The sequence below is a fragment of the Vibrio sp. 11986-1-5 genome (assembly GCF_963878025.1).
In the GTDB taxonomy this organism is placed as follows: domain Bacteria; phylum Pseudomonadota; class Gammaproteobacteria; order Enterobacterales; family Vibrionaceae; genus Vibrio; species Vibrio injensis.
In genome coordinates, this window is sequence record NZ_CAWNVW010000050.1 from 1 (window position 1) to 14,567 (window position 14,567).

General features: G+C 42.1%; 12 protein-coding genes. 4 read left to right on the forward strand and 8 right to left on the reverse strand.

Going from position 1 to position 14,567, the window contains the following annotated elements:
• Positions 1-465 precede the first annotated feature (465 nt).
• Both AACS00_RS11670 and AACS00_RS11675 read right to left on the reverse strand, forming a co-directional pair.
• Positions 466-1,110 carry an inovirus Gp2 family protein gene (locus tag AACS00_RS11670; protein ID WP_110167517.1) on the reverse strand — a complete coding sequence of 215 codons (645 nt, stop codon included), beginning with the start codon at positions 1,108-1,110 and terminating at the stop codon, positions 466-468.
• Between the two features lie 326 nt (positions 1,111-1,436).
• Positions 1,437-2,909, reverse strand: coding sequence for a hypothetical protein (locus AACS00_RS11675; protein ID WP_110167518.1), 1,473 nt, complete (start codon positions 2,907-2,909; stop codon positions 1,437-1,439).
• Positions 2,910-3,072: 163 nt separating this feature from the next.
• On the opposite strand from AACS00_RS11675, the gene AACS00_RS11680 reads away from it, so the two are divergent.
• A complete protein-coding gene (locus AACS00_RS11680; protein WP_146205777.1) occupies positions 3,073-3,714 on the forward strand; it encodes a hypothetical protein in 642 nt (213 codons plus the stop codon).
• Between the two features lie 403 nt (positions 3,715-4,117).
• Here AACS00_RS11680 and AACS00_RS11685 read toward each other — a convergent pair whose 3' ends face one another.
• On the reverse strand, positions 4,118-4,528 hold the full coding sequence (locus AACS00_RS11685; protein WP_110167520.1) for a VOC family protein: 411 nt from the start codon (positions 4,526-4,528) through the stop codon (positions 4,118-4,120).
• Positions 4,529-4,642: 114 nt separating this feature from the next.
• On the opposite strand from AACS00_RS11685, the gene soxR reads away from it, so the two are divergent.
• Positions 4,643-5,089 (forward strand): redox-sensitive transcriptional activator SoxR, encoded by a 447-nt coding sequence (gene soxR / locus AACS00_RS11690; protein ID WP_110167521.1) that lies wholly within the window; start codon positions 4,643-4,645, stop codon positions 5,087-5,089.
• A gap of 164 nt (positions 5,090-5,253) precedes the next feature.
• On the opposite strand, the gene AACS00_RS11695 is transcribed toward soxR, so the two are convergent.
• Positions 5,254-6,057, reverse strand: a complete 804-nt coding sequence (locus AACS00_RS11695; RefSeq protein ID WP_375152955.1) for a MetQ/NlpA family ABC transporter substrate-binding protein — start codon at positions 6,055-6,057, stop codon at positions 5,254-5,256.
• Between the two features lie 141 nt (positions 6,058-6,198).
• On the opposite strand from AACS00_RS11695, the gene AACS00_RS11700 reads away from it, so the two are divergent.
• The gene (locus AACS00_RS11700) at positions 6,199-6,546 is read left to right on the forward strand and encodes a carboxymuconolactone decarboxylase family protein (protein WP_072668721.1); all 348 of its coding nucleotides are present in this window, start codon (positions 6,199-6,201) and stop codon (positions 6,544-6,546) included.
• 104 nt (positions 6,547-6,650) lie between these two features.
• Here the strand turns inward: AACS00_RS11700 and AACS00_RS11705 are convergent, their stop codons facing one another.
• Positions 6,651-7,640 carry a sulfate ABC transporter substrate-binding protein gene (locus AACS00_RS11705; RefSeq protein ID WP_110167523.1) on the reverse strand — a complete coding sequence of 330 codons (990 nt, stop codon included), beginning with the start codon at positions 7,638-7,640 and terminating at the stop codon, positions 6,651-6,653.
• Between the two features lie 333 nt (positions 7,641-7,973).
• Complete coding sequence (locus tag AACS00_RS11710; protein ID WP_110167524.1) at positions 7,974-9,854, reverse strand: methyl-accepting chemotaxis protein; 1,881 nt, start codon at positions 9,852-9,854, stop codon at positions 7,974-7,976.
• 453 nt (positions 9,855-10,307) lie between these two features.
• On the opposite strand from AACS00_RS11710, the gene AACS00_RS11715 reads away from it, so the two are divergent.
• Positions 10,308-12,137, forward strand: coding sequence for a leukocidin family pore-forming toxin (locus AACS00_RS11715; RefSeq protein WP_110167525.1), 1,830 nt, complete (start codon positions 10,308-10,310; stop codon positions 12,135-12,137).
• Between the two features lie 133 nt (positions 12,138-12,270).
• Here AACS00_RS11715 and phaC read toward each other — a convergent pair whose 3' ends face one another.
• Both phaC and AACS00_RS11725 read right to left on the reverse strand, forming a co-directional pair.
• Complete coding sequence (gene phaC, locus AACS00_RS11720; protein WP_110167526.1) at positions 12,271-14,043, reverse strand: class I poly(R)-hydroxyalkanoic acid synthase; 1,773 nt, start codon at positions 14,041-14,043, stop codon at positions 12,271-12,273.
• A 115-nt stretch (positions 14,044-14,158) separates the two neighbouring features.
• Entirely contained in the window at positions 14,159-14,506 is a 348-nt protein-coding gene (locus AACS00_RS11725) for a phasin family protein (protein ID WP_110167527.1), read from the reverse strand.
• Between the last annotated feature and the right edge of the window lie 61 nt (positions 14,507-14,567).

The following is a 14,567-nucleotide window of genomic DNA, read 5'->3' on the forward strand; positions in this document are numbered from 1 at the left end:
TGCCGACAGAGCACATTGAGCAACAACTCGATGAGTGGTATCAAATCGAATTAAAACAACTGGACCGCCACGCTCAGCGCCTTTCTGATCGCATCCCGATTGATGAACGCCGAAAAATGGCTCGAGCTTCTCTCGAACAGGAATACCAATCACTTAAGTTAAAACTAATACCATAACGGCAAAAGGCCGGAGTACATCACTCCGGCCTTTTTAAATAATTAGCGTCTTAATTTACCTGCCCAGTTGAATCTATATCAATGCTGACGGTCAGTCGATACCGTGATGATGAGGGGAGCATAGTTCGATGAACGTTGAGAAGTGGACCCCGATGGTTGGACACATAAGCAGTGTGGTGACTCTCTAGATACTCTAGTGGACGTGGCTCATATGGGTATGTGTGAAGAACTATCCATAGTGCCTGCTAACTAATCATAACGAATAGATAGGGGAGCGCCCCCCTCTTATTTAAGTTCGAGAACACCCAAAACTTCGATACCTATCCTCAGAACACTTGGTCTCGACTTTAGCTAAGTAGCTGACCCGTTTAAATAGTTGATTTATTTGTTGGTCAAATTTATCTGAATTAAATTCTAACCAATAGGTTGGGTTCTTGGGGAAGTGGACCAAAGTATCACCTTCATCGGTATTAATACCCAATGTTCGACACCAAGCTTTTTTTATCATGTCTGATAAGTTACCTTTTTGTTCAAACCGTCCAAGGGAGTGGTATACGTCTTTGTTCAACAACAAAACGAGATGATAATGGTGACGACTCAATAATTTCCCTTTTTCCTTGCACCAAACATATCGTACCTTACAACTACGAACCGTCTGACCTCGTCTTTTTTTCCGGCTGAGATCTGCTTGAATCTGAGCGTCCAACGAAGCAATAAAGTTCTTTATGACATTTGAGCCATCTGGTTGTAGATTCGATAAATGTAAGTCGACTCTAATCGCTGTCGTTCGAGGGTATTGTTTAACGGCTTTATCAATCGTGTCGTACAATCTATCGAGATAGTTAAGAACTAAATCACCTTTATGTGTCAGGATTGGTAATCCGTTAAATGTTTCACTTCTCGTTGTTTTGAGTTTATTAGTTCTGAAGCTCATCGCTATACCTTTTAGTTAGTGTGTCTGGTATAGGATGGTTAGGTGTAGTTAATTTTTAAGGTGGTAACGTCTGCCTAATGTGTGATGATGTGTTGTGGTCTAGCAATGAATAGCAAAGTAATAATTAATAATTTAATAATTTAATAATTTAATAATATTACCATACCGCAGTGGCCACATGGTCAATAGGTCCTCAAGTAGGCAGTCAATTCTAGTTTTCACCCGAAACTTATCAGCAAATCACAGATTCTCTATCTACTTTCGTTGATAAACCCTAGATTCAAGGTATTGAAACTACTCTGAAATAAAGTACCAGCCATTGGTGGTCATGTATTGTTTTTCGCCCAAATCGAACAGGTGGTATGTTCCTTGAGCACCAAGTTCTCCTTGTCTGCATCATAAAGACGCTTTTCAGCAAAATTCACATTAGGGTAAGGGATTAGACTGTCGATTTTCAGCTCATAGGTGACATTTTCAACAATATATGACGCAGAAATGTTACAGGAAGGATACTTAGCCAATGCCTCTGTATAATGCTGAAAATCATGAATCAAGAGACTTATCATTTTCAGATCAGCCTCTACACCACAGTGCCCTCTAATCGCTTTTGCTAATGACATTGCAAGTCCTAAAGAAAGAGAAATCAAACAACTCTTCCAAAAACAATATTCGTCTTTTAACAAATCAAGGTCGTTTTGTTCATGAAGATATTTCTGAGTAAATATCGAGTCTTTCTGAAAAAATTGCTGAAGCTCAGAGTCTGACACAAGTAACTCTTTCAGTTTTTCATACGTTACCATAGTTAGGGATTGAAAATGGTTTACTAGTATAAAAGCAGTCAAGAGCTCTAACTTAGCCAAGACACCCAAAGTGAGTTCATTCTCCTTTAAAAAGGGGGCTAGTTTTAATCGTGACAAGTTGAAGCCATCAACAAAATAGGTCGCCTTTATACGTTCTGAATTCGATCTGTTGAGCCACCTGTGTATGTTTCTTTTTTTGCCAATCAAAAAAGATAGTTTGAAAGAAAGCTCAAAATCAAATTCATACTTCAAAGAACACCCGTTGAACTCACTATAGGTCAGGTAACATTTGGGAGTATCATAAATAAAGTCGCTGACGTTTTTTAATTTTTCATCAACAAATAGGGCATTCCTTGTGTTTTTCCTCGCCGACAGAAAGTCTAAATCTATCTGATAACGCTTTCCAAACTTGCCGAAGTAGATCGGACATACTCCACCACCAGCCTCACATCTGATAAATCCAATGCTGCGTAGTGTTGCTAGTTGAGATTTCAGACGGCTTTGATTAATCCCCCCCATTAAGCGTCGTATTTTCACTTCACTCAATAGCTCTTCATTTCCAGTTGCGGATGACTGAATAAAGCCCAATTTATTTGCATGAAGGATAAATATCCCGATCAAAAGAAGGTTTGAGGGCCTAAGTTTTAGCTCTTTTTCCTTTAAGGCAGTCTTAACTTCTGGTGAAAATACCTCCGTAAACGCCTCATGGACGGATAGAAAGCCCCTCTCCGTCCATGAGTCGATATAGACAGAATCAAAAGTGAACTCGTGCTTCCCATGCCTTACCTTTATAACCTCACCTACACGGTGAGATTGAAGATATTCAAGCAGTTCAGAAACGACTTTATGGGATACTCCAAAACTTTCACGGAGACGTGAAACGGATACGTCGATCCTATTTTCCCAGCTATTCATTCGCTCGAATATTATCGCCAAAAATAAGTATCTCCCTTCAGGAGAAAGTGGACCAATCTCAGATAAAAACTCAACAACACGCACTAGATACAACCATATATACCCTATTTATAAATCAATAATAAGAAAACAACACAAGATTTAAAACCACATTAATCACAAAATTAAAACATATTTAAATTATTGTTTTAAAGTTTATTTTTTACGTATACTATCAGTAGAGCATAAACGAATGGGATAGATGTTCATGACTGAAAAATCACTCAAAAGCAGAATGCGTTGGTTCAATGCAGATGACCGAGAGATGGTAACCTGGTTAAGAAGTTATGCTAAAAGGCATGCATGGATAGAAGATTTAGCTAACAAGGGGACACATGATAGGTCCCGACTCGACACTAGATTTGCTCAGGACTTCATCAACAATTGGACTAATAAAGAGTCGATAAGCAACGATGATAAATATCGGGTAAATTTGTTAAGAAGTGCTTGGCGTAGCCATTCAAACCGATCCCAAACGTCAACATTTTCGTTGTCTAAAAATGCGAAAAAATCTCTCGACTACCTATCGAAACGACTGAATGTATCTAAAACATACGTAGTGAATGAAACGCTTGTGGCAGCAGTTAAACTAATCAAGAACAACAAAAACAAGAAATTCGAAGCCAGTCTTTTACTTCCGAAATTGGAACGAGAAGAGCACGTACTTGATTCACTTCTAGAAGAGCTATTGGATATTGATGAACTAAAAAAGGAAATTGCAGACTTGAAATCGGAAAATGCAATCTTAAAAAAAGAAATTACCGGCTTAAAAGCGGAGAATAAAGCCTCGCAGAAACCACCAACACACAATCAAAAGTTTGAAATTTCTCATCAGATACGAAAAAAATAACAGTCTACTATCAGTTCTCAACAGCAAGAATAATGGGGTTAAACTTGGCGATCTAACAAAACTTCGGCAGGGCACTTTTACTATTCAATAAAGCTGTTCATGCTAGAACGAGAAAAACCTCTCATAGTAAGCACTTGATATGGTACCTTCAGCTAAATGATAAAAATCACTGAGATTACGCGAAGCAATCATTTTTAGGAACCATCTTAGGAACCAAATTAAAAGTCAAATCGATTAAATTAAATTAAAAACAATAATTTAAAAATCAAAATCAACTTACGCCAGCCCACCAATTCATAGTTTAAAGACGTCTCAGGACGTCTTTTTTCTTGCCTGCAATAACGTTAAATCAACAACTTAGCATCTAATAACGTTATCTATTCGCTTTCTCTACTTCATCGAGCTAAGTATTACGCTCATTAGGTAAATCACTTAAATATTGTACAAACTCCACTTCAAACCCATCGGGATCAATAAAGTAAACATTACGACGAAAAGTCTCATTAGCTCCATTATCAGCAATCTCAAAACCCGCTTGCTCTAAACGTACGATCACTGCATCAAGGTTTTGAGTTTCAAAAGCAAAATGCGCTAAGCCAACACTGTGCCCAGTACGATCTCTGTTCCTCCCTTCGCCAAACTCATTGAGCGCAAGATAATGATTTTCATCGCCAAAATGTACCCAAGTTCTGGCTTTTCCGTACCACTCTCCTCCACCTTTCGCTCGTATTTTCCAATGTGGGAAAGCGGCTCGGTAAAAATGCAATGACTGTTCTAGATCTTTTATTACTAGATTAATGTGTTCAATTTTCATCGTTCTTCTCCTTGTGCTTGATGAAGATACAGGCTAAAACCTTAACCTTGGTTGAGGTAAAGTGTTTTTTGATTTTTTATAGAAAAATGTACAAAAGACGGGGCTGAGCACAAGATGTCAAACGATTGGACAGTGGGGAAAGTCGCACAGCGCAGTGGGGTAAGTATTAGTACACTGCATTTTTATGAACGTAAGGGACTGATTAAGAGTGACCGCAACGCAGGTAATCAACGCCTTTATCGTAAAGATATTTTACGTCGTGTTTCCGTGATAAAAGCAGCTCAGAAGCTAGGGATTTCTCTGGCAGAAATACAGCAAGCATTAGCAACATTACCCGATAGTCGGACGCCAACTCAAAAAGACTGGCAAGCACTATCAGCACAGTGGAAACAGAGCTTGGATGAACGAATTGCTGGATTGGAAAAGTTGCGCGATACGCTTGACGGTTGTATCGGCTGCGGCTGTTTATCGATGCAAACTTGCCCACTGTATAATCCAGAAGACAAACTGGCCCAATTAGGGACTGGACCCGTGCTTTTAGAGCAGTGCCATATAAAATAAGGAAGACAGCAGCAAGGCATAGAGTGATCGAGGTAATCCATAGGGCCGATGAGCCTAGATAGACTCTAGGCTTTGGGGAAAACGAACGTAACCAATATCGCTGCCACTGTAAACAAGGAGGGGATAGCCTTATCGCTTCCTATTCAAAAACTTAAAATAGCCATCTAATAAGCTGGCTCAATCGTACCGTTAAACGTTTCGGCAAGAAAATCACTCACCGCGGCCGATTGAAAAATCTGTACAAACTGTTGATACAAAGGGTTGTCTTGCTCATTTTCACGAGTGGCAATAACCATTACCGCCAATGGTGCTTGATTGGATTCAAGAAAAATCCCCTGTTTTTTAGGATCAATACCAGCCGACATCACATAGTTCATCGTAATCGCCGCCGCATCAACTTCATCTAACGTTCGCGGTAACTGAGCAGCATCGACTTCAAGAAACCGCAAGTTTTTCGGGTTTTCAACAATATCCCTTGGGGTTGCATTGAAACCGACACCATCACGAAGCGTAATTAAATTCGCATCCGCTAACAGCAGTAAACCACGTCCACCGTTAGTCGGATCATTGGGAATCGCAACCCGTGCATTATCAGGTAAGTCTTGTAATGACTCATGACGATTAGAATAAATCCCCATCCGCATTAAAATCGAGTTACCAATCGATACTAACTTTGCCCCATGATTACGATTGTAGTTGTCTAAAAACGGTTGATGTTGATAACTATTTATATCGATACTGCCATCGGCCAGTGCGGCATTGGGAGTAATAAAATCAGAAAATTCAACAACTCTTACCGTTAAACCGTGTTTAGCCGCTTCTTTAGCCACAGCCTCAACCACTTGAGCATGTGGCCCAACGGTTGCTCCGACCTTAATTTCAGAGCGTTCTTTTTGACCGCACGCCGTCAGCCCCAGCAGTAATGTTATCGCTAACGCACAACGAATCGTATTTTTCATTTTCAGCATCCTTTCTACCCACAAAAAAACAAAGACTTCTAGACGTCCATAATAAACGCAATAGAATAATTCGCAACTCGATTTGCTTTTTATTATGTCGCCCTTTATATTAGGTTAATCTTATTTAGAAAAAACTAACAAAGAGGTTGTATGAAATCTTATTCTCAGTTACTCAAAGATAACAATACCTTAGGTAAATCTTATAAACAGCAAAGCCCTGATACCTTATCTGCGTTTATGCAATTACATAAAGCCGCTATGGCTCCTGGTGAGCTGGATCTGAAAACCAAAGAGATGATTGCACTCGGTATAGCTATCGCGGCACGTTGTGATGGCTGTATTGCCGCTCACGTGTTTGCGGCGTTAAAAGCTGGAGCGACACAAGCCGAGCTGGTTGAAGTGATCGATGTTGCTGTACTGATGGGAGGCGGCCCTTCCTTAACTTATGGCATTCAAGCACTGGGAGCAATTGAAGAGTTTGCCGCTGAATCACAATAAATAACGGCTGAAGCTAAAATAGGTTGGGGAGATAAGCGTAAACGCTTTCCAGCAACAATCCCCAACCACTTATGGCTATATCATTTTTATCAATCAACGTATTATCAACGACGAGTGATTTGATCGAATGTTGCGCCTTGTGCAAAATGAGTTTGATGTGCCTGCTGCCAACCGCCAAACACCTCATCGATAGTAAATAGCATTAAATGAGGAAACACTTGCGTATATTTCTCAGCGATATCAGGATCTCTTGGTCGATAAAAATTTTGCGCTGCAATCTCTTGGCCAACTGGAGAATATAAATACTCCAAATACGCTTGTGCTACCTCACGAGTTCCTTTTCTATCGACTACTCGATCAACCAAACTCACCGTAGGCTCAGCAAGAATAGAGCGACTCGGAACTACGATTTGTAAGCCATGATGATTTAATTTGTTCACCGCGAGCAGAGCTTCATTTTCCCAAGCAATCAACACATCGCCTATTTGTCGCTCAACAAACGTGTTCGAAGCACCACGTGCACCAGTATCTAAAACGCTGACATTGTCATAAATCGACTTAACAAATTGCTGCGCTTTTTCTTCATCACCTTGATACTGATCTAAAGCATATCCCCATGCGGCAAGATAATTCCAGCGAGCACCACCCGAGGTTTTCGGATTAGGCGTAATGATTTCCACATCAGGTTTGATGAGATCATCCCAGTCTCGAATATTTTTGGGGTTACCCTCACGCACTAAAAATACAATCGTCGAGGTATAAGGCGCTGAATTATAGGGTAAACGAGTAATCCAAGTCGGAGCAATTCTTCCCCCCTCGGCAATCGCATCAATGTCATAAGCGAGTGCTAAAGTCACGACATCGGATTCAATACCATTCATCACGGAAACCGCTTGTCGACCTGATCCGCCGTGGGATTGCCTAACTGTGACATTACCTCCGTTTTCTGCTTGCCAATAAGTGGCAAATGCGGCGTTATATTGTTGATAAAGCTCTCTGGTCGGATCGTAAGAAACATTCAATAACACGGAATCTTTTGCCAAGGTATGTTGAGAAACACTGAATAGAGATAGAGCGAGTAGCCATGTACGCATGAGTCATCTTCCTTAGTTAATATGCGACAAGCAAATTAGCACAACATTTATAACCAAGTTAGAAACATAAATCGATTTCGTATTCTTTTTTGGAATATTAAAACCATGCCTAACAGGCCTCAATATTAACTTGAGCACACCTTGGAAATTCAATCTGGTAACCAGCAAAACGGATGCATTCTCAATCTATTCTGTGTTGGTACGATCAGGATTTTGCAACGGATATCACAATTTACATTGTTATGACTACCATCCCCCTGATGCCGTTCACTTAAGGTGAGCGGCATCAGGGGCTAAAGCCCCTTTTTAGATAACACTGACGGTAATCGCTGACTAAATTTTAAACTGTGAAACTTGTTGATGAAGTTGATCCGCTTGCTCAGTAAGAGTTTGCGTCGCCTCGGTTAACTGATGCGATGCCTGCTCGGTTTGTGATGATAAATCATTAATATTCACCACGTTTTGGTTAATCAGCTCAGCCACGGATGATTGCTCTTCTGCCGCAGTGGCTATTTGTAAGTTCATATCGGCGATTAAAGTAATCGCTTGATTAACTTGCTCTAAACGAGCGGCCATATCTTCGGCTTTCGTCACGGTAGTTTGCGCGGCGGAGCGACTTTGAGCCATCACATTGACCACATTTTCCGTTTGCTTAAATAGGCGATCAACCACTTCTTGGATCTGCTGGGTACTTTGCTGTGTACGACCCGCTAATCCACGCACTTCATCGGCAACTACCGCAAAACCACGGCCATGCTCTCCCGCTCGGGCTGCCTCAATCGCCGCGTTTAAGGCGAGTAAATTGGTTTGTTCAGAAACGGCGCTGATCACATCCAGCATGCCAACAATATCTTGCGTCCCAGTTTGTAACTCTGCAATCGTTGAACTACTGCCTTGCAAGGTGTCATCCAAATGTTTTAATTGTTGTAAGGTATCGCGCAGTAACACTTGTCCTTGTTTAGTTTCATTATCTGCTGCTGAGGCTTGACTTGCCGCTTCACTGGCATGACTCGCAACCTCTTGTACGGTGGCGGTCATTTCATTCATTGCGGTCGCGACCTGATCCGTTTCTGAACTTTGCTGAGCGACCACACCTGCGCTTTGTCGTGTCACTTGTGCCAAAGTGCTGGAAGCCGCCGACACCGATTGAGCGGTATTATTGACTTCGTTCACCAACAGATGAATCTTTTCAACAAAGGTATTAAACGCTTTGGCAATAGTGGCAATTTCATCGCTGCCATGCGCTTCGATCCGTTTGGTTAAGTCCCCCTCTCCTTGACCGATATCGGTCATTGCCAAGCTGACTTCTTGTAAACGTCTAAACCCTGAAGCGCTAGAAATCCACATCACACCGGTGGCAACCAGACCAATCAATAGCACCGCAATAACTGTCCAACGGATCATGCTATAGATACCCGATAAGGCATCTTGTTTATCGAGAGCAATATTCAGCGACCAGTTGGTACCCGGTATTGCCTGACTGGTGAGATAAATGGCTTGGCCTTGCAACGTGAGCTCGCGATGACCTTGACGTTGAATATCACTTAACATGTTTTGCGTTAAACTGGGGTTCAAATCACGTAAGCTTTTTAAACTCAAGTTTGGATTCGGATGAGCAATAATGGTGCCGTTGTTATCGGTTAAAAAGGCAAAACTGTTTTGTGTTGGCGCAATCGCACGTACCGTATCAATAATAAAGGTTAAAGGAATATCCCCCGCTAACACACCGCGACTAGCATTATTACCTAGGCCATGAGTAAAGGTGACCACTAAACTGGTTTGGCCATCTAGCGCATCTTCATAAGGTGCCGTTGTCGCAACGCCGCTCTGCGTAGCCGCTAAACGATACCATTCACGAGTCAATGGATTGTAATCACTCGGTGGTTGCCATTCATCAGAAAACACCGCAGAGCCATCAGGACGTGCGAAATACGCCGCTAAAAAACCACCGCCATCACTGAGTTGTTTTAGAGCAGACAAAGGATCTCGATGTTCCAAAACCTTTCCGGTGGCCATCAGCATGGTTTTTCGCTCATCCATCCAATTAGAAATTGAGCTCGATTGAGTTTGTAGCTGTTGCTGTAAATTACGGCTGATTTGCAAACGGAACGTTTCAGAGCTAACTCTCACGATTAAAACCGCCGTAACAACCAATGACATCACAATCAATCCCACGCTGATCGCGGTGATTTTTGCTCGAAAAGATTTAAACATCCTTGCACTCCTAATCTAGCTACCTATCAATAATATCGCCCTTTACTATCGGCGAATCGAAGGCAACCTTTATCATAAATGAGCCAACAGTGTACCAATTTCATCCCGACATCTTTTTGACACTACTCTCGCTTTGATTAAACCAACGAATCACAGCCAAGAATTCTGCAGCAAGGTAACAGTATCGCCTACCGCTATTGATAACTAAGGGTTATCAAACCTTGAAGATACTTTAGCTCACTTTCTCCTGATGTTTTTTTTGTGATCTTGAGCCACGAATCTTATTTAATTTGTTTCAAATTGTTACCACAAAACATATTAATAGATTTAGCAGTAATGGATCATTTAATAACCATATGAATACGTTATCTGCTGCAACCCAAGGGACGAAGATGTTCAGCCATAGTGCAACGTTAAGTCACAGGGTAATACCATTCATCAAGAGGTAATCCTATGCCTATCTATAACAATAAAACCATCGCGTTAGCCGCGATATTATCAGGCTTGGTATGGAATACCGCCTATGCAGATATTCAGCAACCACAAGGTGTGGCGGTTGAAATGCTGAGTACGCTTCAGGATGATAGCCAAGTCAGTTATTTAAATGCCGCTGAATTATTGGTGGCAGAAGGGGCAGCGCCAACGTTAAATGATGTGCGCGATAGCGTGCTACGCCAGCATCAGCGCTACTTGGTTGATTTTAGCAATATCAGTGATGAACAGGGTAAAACACAAGCTAAAGCGCTATTACGCGGTCAATTAGGCGTCGCCCTGAGCAGTGATTTCTGGCTAATTACCGAGCATAAAGGGGAATTACTCTTTACCGGTTTAGACGATGAAAATGACCCGAGCATTCAACTACTGGAAGCTCAACCCATTACCCATTCTCGTCAACGGCGTAGTATTGATAGCCGTGCTAATGCGACGAGCGAAGCCAACAGCTTGCCGCATGTTGCCTTTTATCTGAATGTCCATCGCCCTATCAGCAATGAAGAGTGCACCTTTAAAAACTCACATCTATGGGATAAAGGAACTCGCGTTTTTTGTGATAACCCGAATATCTCTTTGATTTATCGGGTTAATTATGAGCGCTCTCTGCAATTTGGTACCACAGGCTCAGCAACACCAGATGCCAAAATCGTGCGTATCAGTTTGGATGACGATACCACTGGAGCCGGTATTCATCTCAATGATCAGTTAAGCTGGCGTCAATTTGCAGCCGACTACCTCACTCTCGATGCGTATTTCAGAGATTGGTCAACGGATGCTATCGCACAGGATTATCAGTTTGTCTTCAACGCATCGAATAATAAAGCGCAAATTTTAAAAACCTTCCCGCGTGAAAACATTAACTCCGACTATGAAATCAAAGAAGTGTCTGGTTTCCAAGTTGGCGTCAATGGCGGTGTTGAAGTCAATAAAGATGGACCGAAAGCCAAACTAGAAGCCAATGCTAGCTACAACCAAAGCCGTTGGTTAACTTTCAAGACTCACGATTATAAAGTGGCACGCAGTACGCCAAGCCCACAAAAAGTTCGTTTTACTTGGGAGCGCGATCAATACGCAACGGCGGAGTCTTTACTGGATCGCTGGACAGATGCACTATGGGTAAATACTTATCCGATTGATACCAATAAGATCAACCCGATTGGTTACGCCAGCTTTGTACCGAAAATGGATGTGATCTACAGCGCTGCTCCAACTGAAACTGGCACTACCGAGTTTACGATTGATTCTTCGGTTAATATCCGGCCAATCTATAACGCTGCTTATAAACATTATTACGTTTTTGGTGGCCATCAATCTTACCATGGGTTTGAAAACGATGGACGTCGCCGAGTCGGTAAAACCGCCAGCTTCACCGTTGATTGGCAACATCCGGTATTTACTGGTGGCAGACCGGTTAACCTACAACTTGCCAGCTTTAATAACCGCTGTGTTGAGGTGAATGGCGATCAATCAATAACCGCTAGTGAGTGTATCGATAACAAACAAGCTCAATCGTTTATTTATGATCAGCTAGGGCGTTACGTGAGTGCAGCGAACACCGCTTATTGTTTAGATGGTGAAAACCTGAATGCTCTTCAGCAATGTAACTCAAGTTTAAGCCAGCGCTGGGAGTGGATCCCTAATAGCGATACCTTAAGTAATGTGTACAGTCATCAAAGCCTAGGCCATGATACAACAACGGGACAACTCGGTTTATACTCCAGCGATCAATCCAATATCAGCGTGCGTACCATTACCAGCTACACCAATGTGTTTAATCCTGATAATCAATAATCAGGTTTACTAACAAAAGTCGTTAATAAAAAGCCGCCGCATGACGTCATCTTCCGCGGCGGCTTTCATCCCATTGAAAGGCCCTATCAGTACGATAAATAGGCGCTATCCATCTTATTATTCAACAATCGGTTTATTCAACTATCGGTAGCGTTTGTTTCACATAACTGCCCGGCGCAGCTTCGATGGCAGGGAAATTATCACTGCCAATGGGATAAGCAGGAACTAATGACTCAGGGTTAAACTGATCAAGCCATTGATCCCAATGCGTCCACCATGAGCCATCGGCCCGCTGCGCATTGGCTAACCACTCATCCGCCGATTCATCTAAGCTATCATTCACCCAATAGCCGTACTTATTTTTGGCTGGTGGATTAACGATGCCAGCAATATGACCAGATTCACCGAGCACAAAAGTCTTATTGCCACCCATAGCTAACGCGCCGCGATAGGTGCCTTGCCATAAAGCAATATGATCATCTTTGGCGGAAATAAAATAGCTTGGAATACGAATTTTATTCAGATCAATCCACACACCACCAATTTTAACCCCTTTGTCTTGCACTAGCTGATTATTGAGGTACAACTCGCGCAGCAAGAAGTTATGAGTATTGGCTGCGACGTTGGTGCTATCGCTATTCCAATACAAAAGATCAAAATCAACCGGGCTGGTGCCTTTTAAATAGTTATCGATGTAATAGTTCCAATACAGGCTATTTTCACGTAACAAACTAAAGGTCACACTCAGTGAACGACCATCCATAAACCCTTGCGCGTTATTTTGCGCTTCAATGGCACTAATGATGGTATCGTTAATGTAAGCACCCACTTCGCCAGGTTGAGAGAAATCCAGTAAAGTGGTAAAAAAGCTCGCCGATTTAATCCGTTTTTTCATCCGCTTTGCAGCATAGTAAGCAATGGCACACGCTAATGCTGTGCCACCAATACAGTAACCTGCCGCGTTGATTTGTTCTTGTCCGGTAATATCTTCAATCACCGATACCGCTTGCACCACGCCATCTAAGACGTAGTTATCAAAACCAATATCACGCTGTTCTTTACCCGGATTGCGCCAAGAGATCATAAATACACAGTGCCCTTGCTCTAGCAGCCAGCGCACCATGGAGTTTTTCTCAGTTAAATCTAAGATGTAGTATTTATTAATAAATGGCGGCACGATCAAAAGCGGAGTTGCCTTAACCTGCTCTGTGACTGGTGTGTATTGAATTAACTCAAACAGCTGATTGCGAAACACCACCTTACCTTCTGTACTGGCTATCTCTTCACCCAGTCGAAAAGCTTGCTCGTTGGTCATGCGAACTTTCAGAATATCAGCACTGGACTGCAAATCTTCTTTCAGCAACTCCATACCTTTGAGCAAATTCTGCCCATTATTTTCAATGGTGAGTTTGAGTAGCTCAGGGTTAGTGGCAATAAAATTCGAAGGCGACATCGCATTGATCATCTGCCTTGAAAAAAAGCTGATCCGCTCTTTGGTTTTGTCATCAACACCTTTAATCGCGTTGATGGTCTCCATATAGGTTTTACAAAACAGTAAGTACGACTGCTTAATAAAATTGTACATGGCCTGTGACTGCCATGTTTCATCGTTAAATCGTTTATCGCCTTTCTCAGCCTCAATCACATTTTGGGTATTACCAGATAACACCACTTGCTGCCATATTTGCATTTGTTGCTCCCACCACTGGGTTTGCAACTGCAGCAACGCCGTCGGTTGATTAACGGCTTGTTCAAAAAACTTCGCGCTATCTTCAAAGTTCACTGCTTGAATGGCTTGATTTAAAGGAGAGTTAGCGGCCATCTTGTTCGCTTCAAAATCCTGCCACCACTGTTGATTGGTTTCTTGCAGCTTAACCAGATAGTCCGAAAAGAAATGTTGCAACATAAAGTACTCCCTTACTCGGAACAGCGCCGCCAAAAAGGGCGGCGCTTTAATAGACACCTTGATCACCTGAAGCCTGCTATCTAGCAAACACTTCAAGTTATAAAACGATCACAGGCTATTGTGGAGTTGCCGTTTTGATATTTTCTGAAGTCAACGTTTCAATATCTTGCTTAAACTCTTTCGCCGCCGCTTGCAATTTATTGCTATCGTCTAACATCTGCTGCGACAGTTTACTCAGAACGCTCAACTGCTGACTACTGAACGCCGCGAGTGTATTAACATCTTTAATCTCTGACGCCGCTTTCATCTGAGCCATGCCCATTTCGCTGTATGTGCGCATCGCATTCAGTTGTAGCTCTGTCAATAGCTCAACATTTTTGGTCATTAACTGATTAAACTTCAAAAACGGTTGCATGTTTTTTTCTGCTTGATCGGTGAAAGTTTTAAAAAAGTCCGTGTACATAAGTATTTCCTCATTAATTAACACTGTTATCGATACCTAACCCAAAACACCGTTGCTTGGG

Excerpts from the sequence above, each read along its gene's own strand:
- AACS00_RS11670 (WP_110167517.1), bottom strand. The coding sequence starts at position 1,110 with ATGAGCTTCAGAACTAATAAACTCAAAACAACGAGAAGTGAAACATTT.
- AACS00_RS11680 (WP_146205777.1), top strand. The coding sequence starts at position 3,073 with ATGACTGAAAAATCACTCAAAAGCAGAATGCGTTGGTTCAATGCAGAT.
- AACS00_RS11685 (WP_110167520.1), bottom strand. The coding sequence starts at position 4,528 with ATGAAAATTGAACACATTAATCTAGTAATAAAAGATCTAGAACAGTCA.
- soxR (WP_110167521.1), top strand. The coding sequence starts at position 4,643 with ATGTCAAACGATTGGACAGTGGGGAAAGTCGCACAGCGCAGTGGGGTA.
- AACS00_RS11695 (WP_375152955.1), bottom strand. The coding sequence starts at position 6,057 with ATGCTGAAAATGAAAAATACGATTCGTTGTGCGTTAGCGATAACATTA.
- AACS00_RS11700 (WP_072668721.1), top strand. The coding sequence starts at position 6,199 with ATGAAATCTTATTCTCAGTTACTCAAAGATAACAATACCTTAGGTAAA.
- AACS00_RS11705 (WP_110167523.1), bottom strand. The coding sequence starts at position 7,640 with ATGCGTACATGGCTACTCGCTCTATCTCTATTCAGTGTTTCTCAACAT.
- AACS00_RS11710 (WP_110167524.1), bottom strand. The coding sequence starts at position 9,854 with ATGTTTAAATCTTTTCGAGCAAAAATCACCGCGATCAGCGTGGGATTG.
- AACS00_RS11715 (WP_110167525.1), top strand. The coding sequence starts at position 10,308 with ATGCCTATCTATAACAATAAAACCATCGCGTTAGCCGCGATATTATCA.
- phaC (WP_110167526.1), bottom strand. The coding sequence starts at position 14,043 with ATGTTGCAACATTTCTTTTCGGACTATCTGGTTAAGCTGCAAGAAACC.
- AACS00_RS11725 (WP_110167527.1), bottom strand. The coding sequence starts at position 14,506 with ATGTACACGGACTTTTTTAAAACTTTCACCGATCAAGCAGAAAAAAAC.